The sequence below is a fragment of the Muribaculum gordoncarteri genome (genome assembly GCF_004803695.1).
In the GTDB taxonomy this organism is placed as follows: Bacteria; Bacteroidota; Bacteroidia; order Bacteroidales; family Muribaculaceae; genus Muribaculum; species Muribaculum gordoncarteri.
The window spans coordinates 1,225,368-1,248,531 of record NZ_CP039393.1; the positions used below are offsets into that span (position 1 = coordinate 1,225,368).

At 47.9% G+C, this 23,164-nt stretch carries 15 protein-coding genes; 6 read left to right on the forward strand and 9 right to left on the reverse strand.

Features of this window, described 5'->3' with window-relative positions; all coding sequences use genetic code 11:
* Nucleotides 1-9: 9 nt before the first annotated feature.
* From E7746_RS05355 to purL, 3 genes are all read right to left on the reverse strand, one after another.
* The gene (locus E7746_RS05355) at nt 10-882 is read right to left on the reverse strand and encodes an electron transfer flavoprotein subunit beta/FixA family protein (protein ID WP_136410091.1); all 873 of its coding nucleotides are present in this window, start codon (nt 880-882) and stop codon (nt 10-12) included.
* A gap of 87 nt (nt 883-969) precedes the next feature.
* Nucleotides 970-2,373 carry an amidophosphoribosyltransferase gene (locus tag E7746_RS05360; RefSeq protein WP_123396660.1) on the reverse strand — a complete coding sequence of 468 codons (1,404 nt, stop codon included), beginning with the start codon at nt 2,371-2,373 and terminating at the stop codon, nt 970-972.
* 21 nt (nt 2,374-2,394) lie between these two features.
* Nucleotides 2,395-6,114, reverse strand: a complete 3,720-nt coding sequence (gene purL / locus E7746_RS05365; protein WP_262709702.1) for a phosphoribosylformylglycinamidine synthase — start codon at nt 6,112-6,114, stop codon at nt 2,395-2,397.
* A gap of 323 nt (nt 6,115-6,437) precedes the next feature.
* Here purL and E7746_RS05370 point away from each other — a divergent pair, with 323 nt between their 5' ends.
* The 6 genes from E7746_RS05370 to E7746_RS05395 all read left to right on the forward strand — a co-directional run bounded on the left by E7746_RS05370 (nt 6,438) and on the right by E7746_RS05395 (nt 15,070).
* A complete protein-coding gene (locus tag E7746_RS05370) occupies nt 6,438-7,799 on the forward strand; it encodes a trigger factor (RefSeq protein WP_136410093.1) in 1,362 nt (453 codons plus the stop codon).
* 154 nt (nt 7,800-7,953) lie between these two features.
* Nucleotides 7,954-8,643, forward strand: coding sequence for an ATP-dependent Clp endopeptidase proteolytic subunit ClpP (gene clpP / locus E7746_RS05375; RefSeq protein ID WP_123396663.1), 690 nt, complete (start codon nt 7,954-7,956; stop codon nt 8,641-8,643).
* A 19-nt stretch (nt 8,644-8,662) separates the two neighbouring features.
* On the forward strand, nt 8,663-9,904 hold the full coding sequence (gene clpX, locus E7746_RS05380) for an ATP-dependent Clp protease ATP-binding subunit ClpX (protein WP_136410094.1): 1,242 nt from the start codon (nt 8,663-8,665) through the stop codon (nt 9,902-9,904).
* A 59-nt stretch (nt 9,905-9,963) separates the two neighbouring features.
* On the forward strand, nt 9,964-12,144 hold the full coding sequence (gene recQ / locus E7746_RS05385) for a DNA helicase RecQ (RefSeq protein WP_136410095.1): 2,181 nt from the start codon (nt 9,964-9,966) through the stop codon (nt 12,142-12,144).
* A 149-nt stretch (nt 12,145-12,293) separates the two neighbouring features.
* A complete protein-coding gene (locus E7746_RS05390) occupies nt 12,294-14,249 on the forward strand; it encodes a putative porin (RefSeq protein WP_136410096.1) in 1,956 nt (651 codons plus the stop codon).
* Entirely contained in the window at nt 14,249-15,070 is an 822-nt protein-coding gene (locus tag E7746_RS05395) for a transporter substrate-binding domain-containing protein (RefSeq protein ID WP_136410097.1), read from the forward strand. The genes E7746_RS05390 and E7746_RS05395 overlap by 1 nt, the downstream gene beginning before the upstream one ends.
* A 79-nt stretch (nt 15,071-15,149) precedes the next feature.
* Here E7746_RS05395 and E7746_RS05400 read toward each other — a convergent pair whose 3' ends face one another.
* From E7746_RS05400 to E7746_RS05425, 6 genes are all read right to left on the reverse strand, one after another.
* Nucleotides 15,150-16,055, reverse strand: coding sequence for a dihydroorotate dehydrogenase (locus E7746_RS05400; protein WP_136410098.1), 906 nt, complete (start codon nt 16,053-16,055; stop codon nt 15,150-15,152).
* Complete coding sequence (locus E7746_RS05405; protein WP_136410099.1) at nt 16,043-16,816, reverse strand: dihydroorotate dehydrogenase electron transfer subunit; 774 nt, start codon at nt 16,814-16,816, stop codon at nt 16,043-16,045. The genes E7746_RS05400 and E7746_RS05405 overlap by 13 nt, the downstream gene beginning before the upstream one ends.
* Before the next feature lie 101 nt (nt 16,817-16,917).
* The gene (locus E7746_RS05410) at nt 16,918-17,448 is read right to left on the reverse strand and encodes a helix-turn-helix domain-containing protein (RefSeq protein ID WP_136410100.1); all 531 of its coding nucleotides are present in this window, start codon (nt 17,446-17,448) and stop codon (nt 16,918-16,920) included.
* 816 nt (nt 17,449-18,264) lie between these two features.
* Nucleotides 18,265-21,090, reverse strand: coding sequence for an excinuclease ABC subunit UvrA (gene uvrA / locus E7746_RS05415; RefSeq protein WP_136410101.1), 2,826 nt, complete (start codon nt 21,088-21,090; stop codon nt 18,265-18,267).
* Between the two features lie 44 nt (nt 21,091-21,134).
* On the reverse strand, nt 21,135-22,085 hold the full coding sequence (locus E7746_RS05420; RefSeq protein ID WP_168184305.1) for a lytic transglycosylase domain-containing protein: 951 nt from the start codon (nt 22,083-22,085) through the stop codon (nt 21,135-21,137).
* A 136-nt stretch (nt 22,086-22,221) separates the two neighbouring features.
* Nucleotides 22,222-23,001: a potassium channel family protein gene (locus E7746_RS05425; protein ID WP_136410103.1), complete on the reverse strand. Its 780-nt coding sequence runs from the start codon at nt 22,999-23,001 to the stop codon at nt 22,222-22,224.
* Nucleotides 23,002-23,164: the final 163 nt, after the last annotated feature.

Here is a 23,164-nt window from a genome sequence, read left to right on the forward strand (position 1 = left end):
TTAAGTAGATTAGCCTATAGTGTGATTAGCGATAAGTTCCTTTACGAGTTCTTCGATCTGGGCATCGTCATTGTCGAGTGTGAGGCTTTCCTTGGCAGTGAATACTACATTTTCGATAGCCTTTACCTTTGTAGGCGATCCTGCAAGACCTATCTGCTGCGGGTCGGCGTCAACGTAGGCGGCGCTCCACTCCTGAAGGTTTAGATAGGGACGGGCGTCAACTATGGCCTTCATGTCATCGGAAAGCTTCTCCTTTTCGCTGGGAGAAACGGCATATTTGTATTTCTGAACTCGACGGGCGTTGCGGGGACGACATTCGGCTGCCGAGCCGTTGACTGTAACGACACAGGGCAGGGGAGCCTTGACGGTTTCAACGCCTGATTCAAGACGACGCTTTACAACTACATGACCATCCTTAAGCTCAAGGATCTCCTCGGCATAAGTAACCTGGGGCAAACCGAGTTTTTCGGCTATCTGAGGACCAACCTGAGCGGTGTCACCGTCGATAGCCTGACGGCCTCCGAGGATTATGTCATAATTGCCGAATTTCTTGACAGCCTGAGCGAGAGAGTATGAGGTGGCAAGAGTGTCGGCACCGCCAAGAGCACGGTCGGTAAGAACGATACCGGTGTCGGCACCGCGGTAAATAGCTTCACGAATGATTTCAGAGGCACGTGGCAGCCCCATTGTAAGCAATGTAATAGTGGACCCCGGATTAGCGTCCTTGAGGCGAAGTGCCTGTTCAAGGGCGTTCAAGTCCTCGGGATTAAAGATGGCAGGGAGAGCCGCACGGTTTATAGTGCCATCTTCCTTCATCGCATCTTTGCCAACATTACGGGTGTCGGGCACCTGCTTTGCGAGCACAATGATGTTTAGACTCATGATTAAAAGATATTAGACAGTTAATATATTATACTTTATATTGATTGCAAAGATAGTGTTTTCTAAGGTCTTAACCAAAAAAACGTATTAATCGAAACTGCTTCCGTCGAAACAGTGGGTGCATACGCAGCATTTGGGCAAGCCTATCGACTTCACTATGGTTTCGATGGAGTTGAACTTCAGCGATGTCAATCCAAGTTCCTCGCGAATGCTCTCAACCATCGCCTTGTATTTGGGCGAATCGGTTGTGGCATACTCCTGGAGATCTTTGTCATGACGACCCTCAAGGCGCTGTATCACGCGTCGTGTGATGAGCTCCATGTCGCTTTTGGATGCCGTAAAGTTAAGGAACTTGCACGGATAGATGAGCGGCGGGCAGCTGATGCGGATGTGCACCTCTTTAGCTCCACAGTCAAACAAGTCCTTCACGTTGTCGCGCAACTGAGTTCCGCGCACTATCGAGTCGTCGCAGAATATGACCTTCTTGTCCTTGAGCAGAGTCTTGTTGGGAATCAACTTCATCTTGGCCACAAGCTCACGGCGTTCCTGGGTGCTGGGTGTAAAGCTTCTGGGCCATGTAGGGGTATATTTCACGATACCGCGCTGGTAGGGGACTCCTTTGCCTTGGGAATAGCCCAAAGCCATTCCAATTCCCGAATCGGGCACCGCGCTGACGAAATCGACTTCAGTGTCATCGTTACGACCCATTTCAAGTCCTGATTCGTAACGCATGAGGTCGACATTCTTTCCTTCATACTCGCATACCGGGTAACCGTAATAGGTCCACAGGAATGCGCATATCTGCATGGTCTTTTCAGCCTCCTTGAGCTTTGTAATGCCATCGGCCTTGACCTCTACAATTTCGGCAGGGCCGAGATTGTAGCACACATCGTAGCCGAGATTGGGGAATGCGCACGTTTCACTTGTAATGGCGTGTGCGCCGTCCTTCTGTCCCACGATTATAGGTGTGCGTCCGTATTTGTCACGCGCCGCTATGATGCTGTCCTCAGTGAGCAACAGCATTGAACATGAGCCTTTGACACGGGCATATACGTTCTTGATACCTGTGACATAGTCGGTTCCCTCGCTGATTAGCGCGGCTATCATCTCAGTGGGGTTGATGATGTCGTAACTGTGTTCACAGAAATGGTGTCCCTTGGCAAGCAGCTCCTTCTCAAGTTCGTTGATATTGTTGATGCGGCCTACGGTGACTATTGCAAACTTGCCGAGGTGGCAGTTTACAATTATGGGTTGTGCATCGGTGTCACTTATGACACCGATGCCTACATTTCCCCTGAAATCCTTCAGATCGCCTTCAAATTTGGATCTGAAATAGGAATTTTCAATATTGTGGATGGAGCGCGTGAACACGCCGCCGTAGCAGGTGGCTATTCCGGCACGTTTGGTGCCCATGTGGGAGTTGTAGTCAACTCCGTAGAACAGCTCGTTTATGCATTCGTCGTGTTTTGCGACTCCGAAAAATCCTCCCATATTATTACGAGATTGATTGTTTTACTTCACTCTTTTTTCAATCCACTTGCGAGCATTGACAAATGCGTCAATCCATGGCGTAACTTCGTCGTTGCGATGGCTGTCGGGATAGAATCCGCACTGCCACGGGAATATGGCGCGTTCGAGGTGGGGCATCATTGCGAGGTGACGACCGTCGGCCGATGCTATACCTGCTACAGCTCCACGCGAGCCGTTGGGATTGCCGGGATAAGCCGAGTAGTTGTACTTGGCCACAATGTTGTATTTGTCAAGCGATTCGGGCAAGTTGAAGCGTCCTTCGCCGTGAGCAACCCATATACCGAGCTTTGAGCCTGAGAGCGAGCCAAACATCACGGAGTTGTTCTGCGGTATTGTTACGCCGAGGAACTGTGACTCAAACTTATGTGAGATGTTATGCTCCATGACAGTTTTGCGCGAATGCTCGGGATTGATAAGGTTGAGCTCAATCATCAGCTGACATCCGTTGCAGATACCGAGGCTGAGAGTGTCGTCGCGCTTGTAGAAGTTGTCAAGCGCTGCTTTTGCCTTTTCATTCCAGAGGAATCCTCCTGCCCATCCCTTGGCTGAGCCGAGTACATCGGAGTTGGAGAATCCGCCGCAGAATACGATCATGTTGACATCCTCAAGCGTTTCACGACCCGACATGAGGTCGGTCATGTGGACATCCTTTACATCAAATCCGGCAAGGTAGAGTGAATAGGCCATTTCACGGTCGCCGTTCACACCCTTTTCACGGATGATTGCTGCGCGTATGCCCGACTTGTTGTCACGACGCAAGGAGAGTCCGCGTGACTTCAGCGAGCCGTTGTAATCCTTGGGAAGACGGTAGCGTATGGGTTGTTTCTTGTAATTCTCAAATCGCATTGCAGCGCACTTCTCACCGCTCTGTACGGCATCCATTAGGTAAGATGAACGGAACCACACATCACGCAGATAGTCGATGAAGAGCATCTGCTCGTTTCCGTCGTGATTTATGACGAGGGTGCGTTCGCTCTGAGGCTGACCTATGGCGCAGAAGCGAGCTCCGGCTTTTTCAAGTACCGATTCAACCTTGGCGGTCTTTGCGTCGGCAACTTGTATTACAAGCGCGGGGTTCTCGGCAAAGAGAATCTTGACGAGATTGGTTTCTCCCATCGAAGCGAAGCCTTCGGTCGACATGGCTATACCTCCGTCGACATTGGCAAATGTCATTTCAAGAAGGGTAGTGACAAGACCTCCGGCTGAGATGTCGTGAGCTGCCATGATGGCTTTGTCGTTGACAAGGCTTTGTACGGCATTGAATGTCTTCACAAACTGTGCTGCGTCGGTAACTGTGGGGGCGTCGCTTCCAAGTCGGTTCAATGACTGGGCAAGTGCCGAACCGCCGAGCTTCAGCGAGTCGCTTGAGAAGTCTATATAATATAATGTGGACTTCTTATTGCGGAGCACGGGTGAAACGGTCTTTTTGACATCGCTGACCTCGCCGGCGGCCGAGATGATTACGGTGCCGGGAGCAAATACTTTGTCGTCGCCGTATTTCTGGGTCATTGAAAGGCTGTCCTTTCCTGTGGGAATGTTCACACCTAATGCGCAAGCGAAATCGCTGCAGGCTTCCACTGCACGGTAAAGAGCTGCATCCTCTCCGGGGTTCTTGCACGGCCACATCCAGTTGGCGCTTAACGACAGGCTCTTTATGCCTTCGCTCAACGGAGCCATGACGATGTTGGTCAGTGCTTCGGCAACTGCAACTACCGAACCCTTGGCGGCATCTACCAATGCAACCTGAGGAGCGTGACCTATAGAGGTGGCGATACCGGCCTTGCCTTGATAGTCGAGTGAAACGACACCGCAGTCGCTCAACGGAAGCTGAGTCTCGCCCTGACACTGCTGACGGGCGATTTTGCCGGTAACCGAACGGTCGACCTTGTTGGTCAACCAATCCTTGCAGGCTACGCCTTCAAGGCTCAGCACATCGCGTAGATAATCCTCGATGTGTGCTGCATCGTATTCAACATCCTTATAGGTGGTGGTAACGGTTGAGTCCTTCATTACGGTCTTGGGCGAATTGCCAAACATGTCGGCCATTGCCAGGTCGATAGGCTTCACGCCGTCCTTCTGCTCAAATACGAAGCGGTCGTCGCCGGTAGTTTCTCCTACTACATAGAAGGGTGCGCGTTCGCGGTCGGCTATTCGTTTAACGTATTCGATATCGTCCTGCTTGAGAACCATACCCATGCGTTCCTGACTCTCGTTGCCCACGATTTCCTTGGCCGAGAGAGTCTTGTCGCCTATAGGCAGTGCGCTGATGTCGATCTTGCCGCCGGTAGCTTCAACGAGCTCCGACAAGGCGTTGAGATGACCGCCTGCGCCATGGTCGTGAATCGATATTATGGGGTTGTCGTCGCTTTCGGCAAGTGCGCGGATTACATTGCTGACGCGTTTCTGCATTTCGGGGTTGGCGCGCTGAACGGCATTAAGCTCGATTGAGTTGTCATATTGTCCGGTTTCAACCGACGATACGGCACCACCGCCCATTCCGATGCGATAGTTGTCGCCGCCCATCACTACAACCTTCTCGTTGGCAACAGGCTCGCCCTTGATTGCATCCTTCTTTGCGGCGAATCCAACACCTCCGGCAAGCATTATCACTTTGTCATAGGCATATTTCTTACCGTTCTCCTCATGCTCAAATGTGAGCAGTGAGCCGCAGATAAGAGGTTGTCCGAATTTGTTTCCGAAGTCCGAAGCTCCGTTTGATGCCTTTATAAGGATGTCGCACGGGGTCTGATATAGCCATGCGCGGGGATCCATCATCATTTCCCATCGATGTTCGGGTGACATGCGGGGATAGGATGTCATGTAAACGGCGGTACCTGCGATGGGAAGACTTGCCTTACCACCGCCGAGGCGGTCGCGTATCTCACCGCCGGTACCTGTAGCAGCACCGTTGAAAGGCTCAACTGTCGTGGGGAAGTTATGGGTTTCGGCTTTAAGCGAGATGACCGTGTCGAGAGGCTTTACCTCGAAGAAATCGGGACGGTCGGGATTTACCGGATAAAATTGGTCAACCTTAGGGCCGTCGACAAATGCCACATTATCTTTGTAGGCTGAAACGAGCTTGTTAGGGTTGACCTGCGATGTTTTCTTGATGAGCTTGAATAGTGACAGCGGTTTCTCCTCACCGTCGATTATGAACGTGCCGTTGAATATCTTGTGGCGGCAATGTTCGGAATTCACCTGTGAGAAACCGAATACTTCGCTGTCGGTAAGGGGGCGTCCGAGCTTTTTGCTCAGGTCGCGAAGATACTGCTCTTCGTCCTTGCTCAATGCGAGTCCTTCGGCTTTATTGTACTCCGATATGTCGTCGATGTAGACGATGGGGGCCGGAGTTTTTGCAACTGTGAATATCTTGCTGTTCAGTCCGTCGTAGACACGCTGCAGCATTTTGTCAAATCGGGGCTTCTCCTCGGTCGTGCGGTCAAACTCCTCGATTCGGGTTATGCCTTCAAGGCCCATGTTTTGGGTAATCTCTACTGCATTTGTACTCCAGGGTGTGATCATTTCACGACGCGGTCCAATGAATCGACCTTTGAGTGATGTACTTGTGAGGGGGGTGGCACCACCGAAAAGCCATGATAGCTTATCGCTTTCATTTTCGTTGAAACGATGATCGGTTTCAACTGCGATGAAATGATTGGCGCCTTTTTTAAAGAAAACAACCATACTCTTTACCTTACTTATTATTGATTGGTTTATGGGTGCAAATTTAGTAAAAATTTAGATATTACTTCGGCTGTCCATCCTTATTTTTGTTAATAAATCATTATAATGCAGCCGGTGTGTGACTGCTTGCCGGTATAAAGATTAATTTGGCATAAAATTTGCTATAATTGCATGTCGTATCGGTAAAAAAGTTGACTTGAAATTGTTTAATACAATATTAAAAGTTAATTTTGTGGCTGAATTTTAGGCCCCGACTTCACGTATTTTAGCTTAATCGGCTGGACGTGACGGCGTTAACTCCGATTTTGAACTATAAAGAAATTAAATATTAATACAGTCTTATGAACGTATCGATTGAGAAGACCGGCAATGTGAGCGCAATACTCACCGTGTCGATTGAGGAGAATGACTACAAGGAAAAGGTGACCAAGGAACTTAAGGAGATTGGCAAGAAGCACAATATCCCCGGATTCCGTCAGGGTCATGTACCTTTCGGCGAACTTAACCGCCGTTTTGGAAAGCAGGTTACAAGCGATGTTATCAACAATGAAGTTTACAATGCAGTTGTAGGTTATATCCGCGACAACAAGCTTGGTGTGCTTGGCGAACCGCTTCCCGTGGATGTAGTAGAGCTCGACCTTAAGAACAAGAAGGACTTCACGTTCCAATATGAACTCGCCCTCGTTCCTGAACTCAACATTGAGGCAGGTAAGGACACTACCGTTCCTTATTACACCATCGAAGTTACCGATGAGATGATCAATGAGCAGGACAAGAACTTCCGTGAGCGTTTCGGCGCACAGGTGCCCGGCGAGGAAGTTGAGCCCAACGCACTTGTAAAGGGTTCGATCATGGAGCTTAACGAGGACGGCACTGTAAAGACCGAAGAGGATGCCATCCAGATGCTTAACGGCATCGTAGCTCCTATGTATTTCAAGGATAAGGAGCAGGCCGACAAGTTCATCGGAAAGAAGGTTAACGACAAGGTTGTGTTCAACCCCTGGAAGACTTGCGAAGGCAATGCCGCCGAGCTCTCATCAATGCTCGGAGTTGACAAGGATAAGGCCGCTGACATAAAGGGCGACTTTGAAATGTCAATTTCTGAAATCATAGTCGTTCGTCCCGCCGAACTCAATCAGGAACTCTTTGACAACGTGCTCGGTAAGGACAAGGCGAAGAATGAAGAGGAGTATCGCAACGGTGTCAAGGAGATGATTGCCCGCGAGCTCGCACGTAACAGCGAAATGCTTTTCCGCGTTGATGTCGAGAAGGCCATGATGGCAAAATACGGCGACATGGAACTTCCCGCCGAGGTGCTTAAGAAGTGGCTCGTGCGTCGCAACGAGGGCGTAACCGCTGAGAACGTTGACGCTGAATACGTTAAGATGGAGCCGTCGCTGAAGTGGCAGCTCGTGAAGGAGCGTCTTGCCGACATCTGCCAGGTTAAGATCGAAGAGCAGGATCTCATAAATCACGCCAAGATGATTGCCCGCGCACAGTTCGCTCAGTACGGCATGACAAATATGGATGACGACACGTTGACCGACTATGCCCGCCGCATTCTCGCCGACAAGAACTACCGTCCGCGTATCGTTGAAGAGGTAGGCGATGTCAAGCTGTTTGACGCCATTAAGGATAAGATTACAGTCGATAATAAGACCGTTTCTCTCGACGAATTTAAGGAAATTGCTACCAAGGAATAATTCAACAGCATATTCTTGAATGATAACGGGGCGGTGCGGAAGCATCGTCCCGATTTTTTTGACAAAAAAAGAAAAACATCACCGTTATTTTTTTGCAGTAATCTAATATTTATTTTGTATCTTTGAATAGTAAACTAAAATGTAACGTACTTATATGAACAACGACTTTAGAAATTACGCCGTAAAGCATTTGGGCATGAACGGACTTGCTCTCGACCAATATGTCGCAGCCACAAATGCTTCCAACATCACCTCAAGCTACATTTCACCTACCATCATAGAGGAACGCCAGCTAAATGTGGCACAAATGGATGTTTTCTCACGACTGATGATGGATAGAATCATATTCCTTGGTACCGATGTCAATGACTATACCGCCAATGTCATACAGGCTCAGCTTCTGTACCTCGACTCGGCAGATCCCGGTAAGGATGTGTCGATATACATCAACTCACCCGGCGGCTCGGTATATGCCGGTCTTGGCATATATGACACTATGCAATACATTTCAAGCGATGTAGCTACTATATGTACAGGCATTGCCGCTTCGATGGCTGCCGTGCTGCTTGTGGCCGGTACCGCCGGCAAGCGATTTGCGCTTCGTCATTCAAGAGTCATGATTCATCAGCCCATGGGCGGCGCTCAGGGTCAGGCTTCCGATATCGAGATTACTGCCCGTGAGATTCAAAAATTAAAGAAGGAATTATATACGATAATTTCCGAGCACTCAGGCGTGCCGTTTGAAAAAGTCGAAAAGGATTCCGACCGCGATTATTGGATGACGGCTGAGGAAGCCAAGGATTACGGCATGATCGATAAGGTCCTTGTAAAGGCTAAACATTAACCCTACGGTCCTGTGATATATGGCAAAAAGCACTGACACAGCTAAATGCTCGTTCTGTGGTCGTCCGGCCAACATGACTGAGGCCCTGGTGCCTTCAGTCGACAAGGCCAACACCTATATATGCGCAGAATGTGTAGCGGCGATAAGCGGAATGCTCGAAGAGTATCACCGCGAGAACAAGGCGGCCTCCAAGGAAGCCACTTCACTCACCGACATACCCAAGCCGAAGGAGATATACGAATTCCTTAATCAATATGTAATCGGGCAGGACGATGCCAAGAAGTATCTTTCGGTGGCCGTCTACAATCACTACAAGCGTCTTTCGCAAAAGCAGGATGACGATGTAGACATCGAGAAGAGCAACATAATCCTTGTAGGGCCTACCGGTACCGGCAAGACATTGCTTGCAAAGACAATCGCCAAGTTGCTCAATGTGCCGTTTACCATAGTCGATGCTACGGTGCTGACACAGGCCGGTTACGTGGGCGAGGATATAGAGAGCCTTCTCACTCGATTGCTGCAAGTCGCTGACTATGATGTCGCTAAGGCTGAAAAGGGTATAGTGTTCATCGATGAGATTGACAAGATAGCCCGTAAGGGCGACAATCCGTCGATTACACGTGATGTGAGCGGCGAGGGTGTGCAGCAGGGCTTGCTTAAGCTACTCGAAGGCTCAATCGTGAATGTACCGCCTCAAGGAGGCCGCAAGCATCCCGAGCAGCGCATGATTCCCGTAAACACCAAGGATATCCTGTTCATTTGCGGAGGTGCATTTGATGGAATCGAGCAGAAGATAGCTCACAGGCTCAACACCCATGTGGTGGGATACTCGACCGACCCGGCCCGTCAGCGCATTCAGCGCGATAACTATCTGAAATTTGTAGCTCCACAGGACTTGAAGTCGTTTGGCCTCATACCGGAGATAATAGGGCGATTGCCCATTCTCACCAATCTTGAACCGCTTAACCGCGATGCTTTGCGCAGGGTGCTCACCGAGCCTAAGAATGCCATCGTGCGTCAATATGTCAAGTTGTTTGAGATGGACGGTGTGAAGTTGTCGTTTAGCGACGACGCACTCGACCTCATTGTGGACAAAGCCATTGAATATAAGCTTGGAGCTCGTGGATTGCGCTCGATTGTCGAGTCGATCATGATAGACTCCATGTTTGATATTCCTACGGAAAAGCCCGAAACTTTCGAGGTGACGCGTGAATACGCGCTCGAAAAACTTAAGAAAGCCAATTTTGAAATAAATCAATAAAACCGGAAGCTGAAAAAGACAAGATAAAGATTGACAGAAACCATCAAAATCTTACAACCATGGCAAAGAATATAGTTCTTACAGAAGAGCTTAAGAAGCACTTCGGATTTGACACCTTCAAAGGTAATCAAGAGGCAATCATTTCCAGCCTTCTTGCGGGGAATGATACATTTGTCTTGATGCCTACGGGCGGTGGCAAGTCATTATGCTATCAATTGCCATCGTTATTGATGGAGGGTACGGCCATTGTCATTTCACCGCTAATTGCATTGATGAAAAATCAAGTCGATGCCATGCGCAATTTCAGTGAGGATGACAATGTGGCCCATTTCCTGAACTCCTCTCTAAATAAAACTGCAATCGATCAAGTCAAGAGCGATATAATAGCAGGGAAGACCAAGCTGCTCTATGTGGCACCTGAATCGCTCACCAAAGAAGAAAATATTGAATTCCTTAAAACAGTTCCCATCTCGTTTTATGCCGTTGACGAGGCACACTGTATTTCGGAGTGGGGTCATGACTTCCGCCCTGAATACCGACGCATACGCCCGATTATAAACGAGATAAGTCGTCGTCCTGTAATAGCTCTTACTGCGACGGCCACACCGAAGGTTCAGCATGACATACAGAAGAATCTTGGTATGCAGGATGCCGCTGTGTTCAAGTCGTCGTTCAATCGCACCAACCTATATTACGAAGTGCGACCCAAGACGGCCAATGTCGACCGCGACATAATCAAGTTCATTAAGGCCAATCCCGACAAGAGCGGAATAATCTACTGCCTGAGTCGAAAGAAGGTCGAGGAACTTGCCGAGATTCTGAAGGTAAACAACATCAAGGCTCTTCCTTATCATGCCGGTATGGATGGAGCCACCAGGTCGGCCAATCAGGATGCATTCCTTCTCGAGAAAGTGGATGTAATCGTTGCCACTATCGCGTTTGGCATGGGTATTGACAAGCCCGATGTGCGATTTGTAATCCACTACGATATCCCCAAGTCGCTCGAAGGTTACTACCAGGAAACCGGTAGAGCCGGAAGAGATGGCGGAGAGGGGCAGTGCATAGCGTTCTACATCAACAAGGATCTCTTGAAGATGGAGAAGTTCATGCAGGGAAAGCCTTTGGCTGAACAGGAGATAGGAAAGCAATTGCTTATTGAAACCGCCTCTTATGCCGAATCGTCGATATGTCGTCGAAAATCGTTGTTGCATTATTTCGGAGAAGAGTACAATGAGGACAACTGCGGGAACTGTGATAATTGTTTAAATCCCAAAAAACAAGTGGAAGCTAAAGATGAATTGTGTGCCGTGATTGAAACTGTCGCCGCACTTAAAGAAAAATTCAAGTCCGACCAAGTAATCGACGTTATGCTGGGAAACAATACGGCTACCGTCAAGTCTTACAATCACGATGACCTGGAAGTATTCGGTTGTCTGCAGGGTAGTGACGCTCGCACTGTCAATACAGTGATACGACAAGCCATAATAGCCGGATACCTTGACCGCGACATCGAGAATTTCGGACTATTGAAAATCACCGCTAAAGGTAAAGCGTATTATAAGAAACCTACTTCGTTCAAGATTGTAGAGGACAATGAATTCAACGAAGAGGAGGAAGAGATGGTTGTGAAGAGCGGAGCCGCTTGTGCGGTCGATCCGGAGTTGTATAACATACTCAAGGATTTGAGAAAGAAGCTGGCCAAGCGACTCGAACTGCCTCCCTACGTGATATTCCAGGATCCGTCGCTGGAAGCCATGGCCACTACCTATCCTATAAGCATCGAAGAGCTGCAGAACATCCCGGGTGTGGGAGCCGGCAAGGCAAAGCGATATGGCGAAGAGTTCATAAAGGTCATAAAGACCCACGTGGAGGAGAATGAAATCGAGCGCCCCGAGGATTTGAGGGTGCGCAGCGTCGCCAACAAGAGCAAGCTTAAGATATCGATAATCCAGGGTATCGACCGTAAGATAGCACTTGATTCGTTGGCTGAGAGCAAGGGCCTTGAATTTGGCGAGCTTCTCGACGAGATAGAGGCTATAGTCTACTCGGGTACGAAGATAAGCATCGACTATTTCCTTAACGAGATTATGGACGAAGACCGTCAGCTCGATATATTCGAGTACTTCAAGGAGAGCGAAAGCGACGCTTTGGAGGATGCCATAAACGAACTCGGCTCCGAATATACGGAAGAAGAGATAAGGCTTATGCGAATAAAGTTCCTCTCGGAATTGGGCAATTAATCGCGGCCGAATAAAGCATTAAAGGGCTGTCCTCATTGTGTAGGACGGCCCTTTATTGTAACAATTGCCTGCAAAGGAGCATGTCGCGGGTGAATTTTTTGGCTCATAGTGCCGATTATTAGCATGTTTTGGTGTAACTTTGCGTTACAATGAAGAAAACTATCTTTATAACAGGCCTTGTCGTTGCCGCTATTGCGGTAATGCAGGCAAAGGACCCGGTAATAGCACCGTCCTATGCATGGAAAATGCTTCCCCCGTTGGGATTGAGGGAGCCGTCAACCATCGACACCACACTCTATAACTACGCGCAGGAGTCGGTGCCGTCGGCAGTGTCGTCGGCTTATGCCACTACCGGCAATCTTGGTGCGGCGGGACAGAACATGATATTCTTTGACCGAGAGCCAATGGGCGAATTCTTCTTCAAGGATGCGCTTTATGCTTGGCTGCCTTCGCTGTCGACCCACAAGTTCTACAACACCCGAATACCTATGACTCTGCTCTCCTACAATACGGGCGGAGGCAAGGAGAATGTTCAGGACCGATTGAAAACGACATTTTCAGGCAACGTGAACAAGAAGGCCCAGATAGGCGCAATGATTGACTACATATACTCGAAGGGTAGTTATGACTATCAGGCCACCAAGGATCTTATCTGGGGATTGTCGGGATCGTACATGGGCGATCGATATGAGATGCAAGCGTTCCTTAACCACTGGAATATGCTTGGTCAGGAGAACGGAGGAATAACCGACGACCTCTATATAACCGACCCGGCACAGCTTCAGGCCGGCCAGAATAAGATTGAGCCTAAGGCTATCCCTACCAATCTTACAGGTGCGTTCAATCGTGTAGTAGGCGCACAGTTTTATGTCAATAATGCCTATAAGGTGGGATTCTGGAAGGAAGAGGAAATCGACGACTCCACTACGGTTGAAACGTTTGTACCCGTGTCGAGCTTTATATGGACGCTCGACTACAAATCGGGCCGTCATACATTCAAAAACAAAGTGGCTTCGGAACGTGACTATTGGGAAAACACCTATCTCAATCTTGACGGAACCGACGACCACACTAAATATTGGTCATTGACCAATACACTTGGAGTGTCGCTGCTTGAGGAGTTTAACAAGTTTGCCAAATTTGGAGCAGCAGCATTTGTAACTCACGAAATACGCAGCTATACTCAGACGACCGATACTATCGACCGATTGCCTTCGCTGCCTGAGGGATTGTCGCCTTACCCCGTAAATAAGGTGCCTGAGAGCGCTAAACAGAATCTGCTGTGGGTAGGGGGCCAGTTGACCAAACAGTATGGCTCGTTATTGACCTATGAGGCAACGGCTCGTTTCGGTCTTATCGGAGATGTGGTAGGCGATCTCGACATCGACGGCAGTGTGTCGACACGATTCAAATTGCTTGGCGATTCAGTTACGATAACCGGATACGGTCGTTTCAGGAATGAAGCGGCTCCATATCTGATGAACCATTACGTGTCAAATCACTTCATCTGGGATAACGATTTTGGCAAAACTCGCAGCTTCAGGGTGGGCGGTCGCCTGTCGATTCCGCACACCGGCACTTTCCTGACGGCAGGTGTTGAAAATATTCAGAATTACATCTATTTCAATAAAAACTGCATGCCGGTGCAGCATGGTGGAAGCGTGCAGATATTCAGTGCCACGCTTAACCAGGATCTTTCATTCGGCCCCTTTAACTGGAACAACAAGGTGACTTATCAGACATCGTCGGAGCAGGACATAATTCCGCTCCCCAAGCTGGCGATCTACTCCAATATGTTCCTTTCGTTTAAGGTGGCTCGCGTGCTTGATGTGCAGCTCGGTGTCGACTGCGACTACTACACCAAGTACAAGGCTCCCGGTTATCAGCCTGCGACTATGACATTCTATAATCAGGATGAAATCGATTGCGGAGGATATCCGTTCATGAATGCCTATGTCAACATGAAGTTGAGCAAGACACGCTTTTATGTCATGTTCAGCCATTTCAACCAGGGTATGACGAGCAACAACTATTTCTCGATGCCTCACTATCCCCTTAATCCCCGCAAATTCCAGATAGGACTTTCAATAGACTTTGCTAACTGATGGGACCGATTAAACCTGCATCACGCGGACATGTGGTGTTATACCTGATTCTGCTTATCGTGATAGTCGGATTGTTTTATTCGCTTCGCAAATGCAATCGCAGCTATCTTTCCGATGAGCTTCGCCCGTCGGGAGGTGACACTCTCGATGTCGCTATCGAGTATTCGCCGATTTCGTTCTATACAATAGAGGATACCCTTGGCGGATTCAATTACGACCTTATGCGCATGATTGCGGAGCGTCACGGTCTTAAGTTGAAGTTTCATCCGGTGGTCACGCTTTCCAAGGCTCTGCAATATATAGAAAACGACACCTACGACATATTGGCCGCCGACATCCCTCTCACCGCCGAATTCAAGGAGCGTTACGCTTTCCTTGAACCCGTTTTGCTCGACAAGCAGGTGCTGGTGCAGCTGCGCGACTCCTCGGGTAACGCAAGGGTCAACAATCAGCTTGATTTGGCGGGCGACACGGTGTGGATTGTCGACGGTTCGTCGATAGAGAGTCGCATAATCAATCTGGGCCATGAGATAGGCGACACAATATACGTGGAGCATGAGAAGCTTTATGGTCCTGAGCAGTTATTCCTGATGACAGCTCTTGGCGAAATAAAGCAGGCCGTAATAAATGAGCGTGTGGCTGAAGCCATGGCAAAGGACTATCCCGATGTTGACATATCGACCGACATCTCATTCACCCAATTCCAATCGTGGATAGTGAGCAATAAGCGTCCCGAGATGCGCGACAGCATCGATAAATGGATAAAGGAGATAAAGTTCACTCCCGAATACAAGGAACTCGAAAATCGATATTTGAAATAGTATTTGTTATAATAATATGCGCGGGGCGAAGTGTTCTAAATGAATCCTTCGCCCCGCGTTATTTTATAAGGACAGGAATTTATATCATTCCCACTATGTCGTTGATGTCATCGACTCCGTGTCGCTCACAGTAGTCGTTCATGTAGTCGATTATCTTAATCGTCACTGCGGGGTCGATGAAGTTGGCCGTACCTACCTCTATGGCACGAGCACCGGCAAGCATGAACTCTATAGCGTCACGACCGTTCATGATGCCTCCAAGGCCCACTACGGGGATTTTGACTGCATGGGCTACCTGCCATACCATACGCACGGCTACGGGGCGTACAGCGGCTCCAGAGAGCCCTCCGGTGATGGTTGACAGATGCGGACGCTGTCGTTCAACATCAATCGACATTCCGAGCAGGGTGTTGATGAGCGATACCGAGTCGGCGCCTTCCGCTTCAACAGCTTTTGCAATTTCGGCGATGGATGTCACGTTGGGTGACAATTTTACTATTACGGTCTTTGGATAGGTGCGTCTTACGGCACGCGTCACCTCGGCGGCTCCCGAGCAGCTGGTGCCGAATGCCATACCGCCTTGCTTTACATTGGGGCATGATATGTTTACCTCGATGGCGTTGATGGCATCGAGCGGAGCGAGTTTTTCGCAAACGGCTACATAGTCGTCAACTGTAGCACCGGAAACATTCACGATTACTTCGGAGCCGGCATCCTTTATGCGCGGATAGATGTGCTCGATCATGTAATCGACGCCTTTGTTTTGCAGTCCTACCGCATTCAACATTCCCGAGGGGGTTTCAACCATGCGGGGATAGGGATTGCCTTCACGATGATTGAGTGTCGTGCCCTTTATTATGAAGCCTCCAAGTCGGCTTAAATCGATAAAATCGGCAAACTCCTCGCCGTAGCCGAATGTTCCCGATGCGGTAAGCACGGGATTTTTCAGCTTGAGTGCTCCTATGTTTACATTCAATCTTGCCATGTCAGACTATTTATATTAAATATGGGACCTTCAGTACATACACATACATTGCCTTTCACAGTGTTCTCGACACAGCACAGGCAGGCGCCGAGGCCGCAGGCCATCATGTTTTCCAATGACACCTCGCATTCGGCATTTATTGATCGTGCAACTTTTGCAACGGCTTTCATCATCGGAGCCGGACCGCAGCAATATATCATATCCCAATGTTGCGACAGGGCGCTGTTGGTGGTGACGAGGCCTTTCTCGCCGAGAGTGCCGTCCTCGGTTGAGATGTTTACTTTTCCGATTGCCTTGAACTCCTCCAGCTCAAGGATGTCGCCGGCCGAACGGGCTCCAAGTAGGAACTCAGGCATGGTTCCATGTTCCTTAAGACATTTTCCCCAATAGAGCATCGGGGCTACACCTACGCCTCCGCCGGTCAGAAGAACCTTCTTGCCGGGAGCGGGGACGGTGAATGAGTTGCCCAGCGGCAATACCAAATTTACAATGTCACCGCTCTCTTTTTCTATAAGAGCGGCTGTGCCGTCGCCGGCTTTACGAATAAGCAGCCACAGATGGTTCTGCTCGTAATCCACATAATTTATGGAGATGGGGCGTCGCAAATAGGTGGTCTTTGAATTGTCGACAGCCACCTGTACGAATTGTCCCGGCAACATGTCGGGTAGTGTTCCCTGACAAGGACGCAGGATGAGTAGTGAATACAGGTCGTGTAGACGACGATTTTCAACTACCGTAAAATCAAGAATGAATTTCTTCATGTTGTTGTGAAAATGATTTTTGATTATTCGCAAAAATAAGAAAAAAACAGCATACCTTAAAGGCTGCTGTTTGAAAAAGTAGGCTTAGATGATTAATTGCGTCATGATTTGGGTACGAACCATTCAAAACTGTTGTCGTTATAAAACACCATGATGTTGACAATCTTCTTTGTGTTGTCAAAATTCAACGACATTGAGGCCTGCGGTGCTGGCTGTACAGTGTCGGCAACGTTGTTTTCCTTGCGAATAGGGCGTTTTATGCTGTTTGCCGATTCATCAATTTTTTCCGGCATTTGAAGCACTTCACTTTGCACGAAGTCGGAATCCAATGCAAATCCCTCATTATCATTTGATTCGGCTGCTTGAGATGCTGAAAACAGGTCATTTTCAGGCTCTGAGATTTCGTTATTTGCATCAGGCACCATGCTCCCTTCGCCAAACATCAACCACAGGACGGATAGCGACGGGTAGGCGTCATGAATTTTGCCGATGACTTCATCGCTGACTTTTTTATTGCGTCCATTCAGCAGTTGCGACAGGGATGGACGCGGGATTCCGCATGTATCGGCAAATTGAGAACTGGGAATTCCCAAATAATCCATGAAAATTTTGATGCGTGAAGCTATATCCATTGGTGTTTAATTTTGTAATTAGGATGTGCAAATGTAATTAATTAAATTGTAAATTCCAAATTTGATAATGAAAATTATTGTAATGCATTTGCAAATTTGATTTTGGTTGCAAAGTACAACAGGGTGGGGAAGATGTAAATCTGCTTATGCTTTAACTTTAATATTTGAATATAATATATATGATTATTAATTAGTTATATTATACCATGAATGGCAAAAGCTAAAGTAATTTGCATTTGCGGCAGAATAGTTAAAGTAATACTTAATCGATTTTAAATAATATATATGGGGATTGGTTAATTAGGTTAAATATTTAGGAGTGTTAAGTGGTAAAATTGGCTTTTGTTAATAGATTTGAGGCGGCAATTTTAAGAATCGAAAACGTTTCGCAGTGTAAATTATCTGTATTCAAATGCAACTTGGATTTGTTTGTAAATCGAGTTGTAATTTGCATTTGCGGATTTGCAAATTGAATTTCGCTATTTCAAATTTGCAAACACATAGATATGTGTTTCATTTGTAAATTTGTAGTCGATCAAACCTCTGTTTATATTCTAACATTATGTTTGATTGAATTGCTTATCGATTTAGTAGTTATTAACCCGATAAGTGCCTATAAATCGGATATTTAAAGTTTATTCACCATTACTCTTAATATTTAAACATATTATGCAAATTATTTTATATGTTTTGCAGCATAAATTCTTTGTGGTATTTTGGATTTTATGGTAGTTGGTGTGCAATATGGCAATCTGCTATAAACAAAAAGTCGCTGCCGTTAATTTAAACGACAGCGACTCAGTATATTGAGTACAATTATTGCTGTTTCAATTCGTTTGCAATATAGATTGCTGTGGGTGAATCTCCACGTGCGACTTCTTCAGGAGTACCTTCGGCAATTATGCAGCCTCCGTTTTTGCCTCCTTCGGGTCCCATGTCTATAATATGGTCGGCGCATTTCAGCACATCGAGGTTGTGTTCGATGACGAGCACTGTGTTTCCGCGCTCGACAAGCTTGTTGATGACGCCGAGAAGCACGTTTATGTCCTCAAAGTGCAATCCGGTCGTAGGTTCGTCAAGGATGAACAGAGTGTTTCCTGTGTCCCTTTTCGATAGTTCGGTGGCAAGTTTCACACGCTGGTTCTCACCTCCCGACAGTGTGCTTGAAGGTTGTCCGAGCTTGATGTAGCCCAATCCTATCTCCTGAAGCACCTTTATCTTTTTCAGGATGTTTGGCACGCTTTCGAAGAACTCTACGGCCTGGTTTATCGTCATGTCGAGCACATCGGCAATCGATTTGCCCTTGAATCTCACCTCAAGGGTTTCCCTGTTGTAACGCTTTCCTCCGCACACTTCACACGGCACAAGCACATCGGGCAGGAAGTTCATTTCAATCGTCTTGTATCCGTTGCCGTTGCAGGCTTCACAGCGTCCTCCTGCGACATTAAACGAGAAGCGTCCTGGCTTGTATCCACGTATTTTGGCTTCGGGAAGATTTACGAAAAGATTGCGTATGTCGGCAAACACTCCGGTATATGTGGCCGGATTGGAGCGTGGCGAGCGGCCGAGAGGCGACTGGTCGACTGTCACGATCTTGTCGATGTTGTCTATGCCTTCGATTTTCTCGTAGGGCAACGGTTCTTGTTGCGAGCGATAGAAATGATGGCTTAATATAGGCTGTAACGTGCCGTTTACGAGGCTTGATTTTCCGCTTCCCGACACGCCTGCTATGCACACGAATTTGCCAAGCGGCAATTTCAGTGTCACATCCTTTAGATTATGTCCCGTGCACCCCGACAGCGTTATGAACTTGCCGTTGCCCTCGCGTCGCTTTTCAGGGATTGCTATGCATTTGGCGCCGTTAAGGTATTGGGCGGTCAATGTGTCGGTTTTAAGCATCTCTGACGGGGTTCCGGCAAATACCACATTACCGCCCTTGCGACCTGCTTTGGGGCCGATATCGACCACGTAATCGGCTTCCAGCATTATCTCCTTGTCATGCTCTACGACTATTATTGAATTATAGGCGTCACGCAGCCTTTTCAGGGAGTTTATAAGCCTTTTGTTGTCGCGTTGGTGGAGGCCTATGCTCGGTTCGTCGAGAATGTACATGACATTTACCAACTCCGATCCAAGTTGTGTGGCAAGCCTTATACGTTGGCTTTCGCCTCCTGAGAGGGTCGATGAGTTGCGGTTGAGCGACAGATATTCCAAGCCCACATCCACCAGGAATTTCAGTCGCGTCCTTATCTCCTTGAGAATTTCACGCGCTATCATTGCCTGCTGCGACGACATTCCCTCTTCGGCGGTGAGCATCCATTGATAGAGTGCCGATATGTCCATCGCGGCAAGCTCCGCGATGTTTTTGCCGTTGATGAAGAAGTGAAGTGCCTCCTTGTTCAGCCGCTGTCCGTTACATTCGGGACACACGCAGCGCGAATAGAATTGTCCGCTCCATTTTTGCGCCTTGGCCGAAGCATCTTCCGATTGCTGAAGCTCGATGTACTTCACCAGTCCCTCATAGGTCTGGAAATAGTTGAATGTGCTTTGGCTGTCAGTCTTTAGCTGCAGGCGTTCATTGGTGCCGTTCAGGATGTCATTCAGCGCCTCTTCGCTCAAATCCTTTATCGGAGTCTTTATCGTGTAGCCATACTTCTCGCAGATGGCTGAAATCTGCCAGAATATCATCGAATTCTTGTAGGAACCCAAGGCCACTATGCCTCCCTCGTGTATCGACAGCTTGTCGTTAGGTATGAGCTTCGAGCGGTCGACGATGTTGACATATCCGAGGCCTTTGCATGTAGGACACGCTCCGAGCGGTGAATTGAACGAAAAATTGTGAGGAGCCGGTTCACGATAGGATATTCCGCTGACGGGATCCATCAGCAACTGGCTGTAGTAACCTATTGAATCACCCTCCACATCATAGATCATCAGCTGCTTTCCACCTTGCTGAAGTGCTTTGTTCACCGAGTCACGCAGTCGCGTCACATCCTTGTGGTTGACCTTCAGCTTGTCGATTACAAGCTCGATGGAGTGATTTTTGTAACGGTCGAGCTTCATGCCGAATGTGATTTCACGCATTTCGCCGTCGACTCTCACCGTGAGGTAGCCTTTTTTGCGCTGTTGCTCAAACAGCTCCTTGTAGTGGCCTTTTCGGTTCTTAACAAGCGGAGCGAGAATGTATATCTTCTTGTCGATATACTTCTCAAGAATCATCGAAACGATTTTCTCGTCGGTGTATTTCAGCATCGGTTCTCCCGTTATGTAGCTTCGGGCCTCTCCGGCGCGAGCATACAGAAGACGCAGATAATCGTATATTTCAGTCGTGGTGCCTATTGTGCTTCGCGGATTTCGGTTGATGGTCTTCTGCTCAATTGCGATTACGGGGCTTAGTCCCGATATGTTGTCGACATCGGGCCGCTCAAGCGTTCCGAGCATATTGCGTGCATAGGCTGAGAATGTTTCGATATAGCGACGCTGGCCTTCGGCGAATATCGTGTCAAAAGCCAGCGATGACTTTCCGCTGCCGCTCAATCCGGTAATTACCGTGAGCTTGTTGTGCGGAATGTCCACATCTATGTTTTTCAGATTATGTACTCTTGCACCGAGTACCGAAAGCACTTCTTGATTCTCTTCCATATATTGTTTCGGGTTTTAATAAGTCCTGGTCGTAGATTGTCGCATCAATCTATGACCCAGTTCTTATTGTAGACGCTCTTTTGCTGGGTCGAGCGGTTCAGGTCTTCCTTCAGCGGTATCTTTACCTCATAGGTCTTGCCCGTCTTGTTGGGAAGCGATTTCGCTCTGATCCAGGGATTGTATTCGCGCAGTATCATGTAGTTTATGTCGTGGTCAAACGCCCACTTCTGCCAGTCCTCCACAGGGCCGTTTACGGTTACGGTCTTTGTGCGTATAGGCTGATAAAGCTGGTCGGATGAAAGTCTGAAACCGTATTTTGCCGGATTCTCCATAATCAGCTTCATCGACAGCAGGCGATAGATGTAACGAGCCGTTTCATCGACAAGATAGAGGTCGTAGGCGCTTGATACACCTTGTGCCGACAGCTCCTTGGTTATTCGCCCCATGCCGCCGTTGTAGGAGGCTGCTACCGATTCCCAGTTGCCGTATTTGGAATATGCCGACTTCAGATAACGGCATGCCGCTGCTGTGGCTTTTTCGGGATGATAACGCTCGTCGACATACTCGTTGACTTCAAGGCCATATTGCTTGGCTGTGGAGGAAATGAATTGCCACAGTCCGGCCGCCTTTGCGCTTGAATAGGCTCGCGGATTTAGCGTGCTTTCAATGCAGGCAAGGTATATCATGTCCTCTGGAACTCCGTTCTTTTTCAGTATGGGTACAAGTTCGGGAAAGTATCTGTTGGCACGCTTCAGCACAAGCAGTGTATTGCCATGGGTGTATATCATTGATGTAAGCTCACGGTCAAGTCGCTCGTACATGTCGGTTCGGTCAAGGTCGATTGTCTTGTCGGCAAACTTTATCAACGAAGGTATGTCGGGACTCTCTACGCGTGAAAACACAGTTGATGACGACGGTGTGTTGTCGGCTCCGTTTATTGCCGTTGTGGAAAGTATTATCAGCGATAACGCCAATATGGTCGATTGTAGATTCATAATTTTGTTGTGTTGTTTTCTGATTAAGTTTCTTACTACACTATGCATCATCAAGCCGATGAATCAGTTTCGGGGCTCGATGATGCACAATTTATATGACGAAGTCAAAGATACGAAAAAAATTCGATATCATAAACTAATTTGATGCTGTGGAGGCGGCTGCAGGAGCGGCTGTAGCGGTGGCGGGCTTCGATGTCGTGTTGTTGCCCTGCGTTGTGTTGTCGGTGCCTTTGCGTGTCATGGCATTGGTTATGTAGACTGTGAATACCGGGAAGAGGATAAGACCTTCGGCCGCCAGTATTACAGCGAGAACCTTGCCGGTGGGCGTTATGGCGTTGATGTTGCATCCTACTGTGGTTACATCCATAAATGCCCACCATAGCGATGACCAGAATGTAGTCACTCCGGGATTAACGTAATGTTCCTCGATGAAAAACATCAGGCTTGCAAAGTAGACCGTCGTGATGAGCAGACCGACATAAGCGGCAAACATACTCGAAATCTTGTCGGTCGACAGCACTCCGAGCACTATTGCAAGTACGTAGGCGGCTCTAATCATGGGTATGAATCTCACAAGATAGAGCATTTCGGGTGACAGCTGGATGTTGTAGTAGGCTATTATGTTAAGATAGGGAATGCTGACAATGAAAAACAGTAGATGCTGGCAAAAATAGGTCCATTTCTTGGGATATAGAAAGAACTCCACCGCAATGTCAAAGATGAAGAACAGGCATATCCAGAATTGCAATTTCAGATACGTTTCATTGGCAATGAACGATATGTTACGGAATGCGTCGTAGGATATCAGCACTATCAAGGCTATTGACATCAACAACACAAGAATGTGAAGAATAAGCAATATTCTCCGCTTAGCACCTCTTTTATGATCCGGTATGGGTTTAGTTACATTATCCATAAAAGTTGAAATTATATCTAATAAAACATAGCATTTAACATTATTGTTTAGCGTCGTTGCCTTACAAACCCACATAAAAAAAGTAAGGGGCTCTCACGAGTCCCTTGCTCTTCATTCATCACATTATGCTTAAAAGTGCTATAGTCGGTTTTGCGCTCTCGCG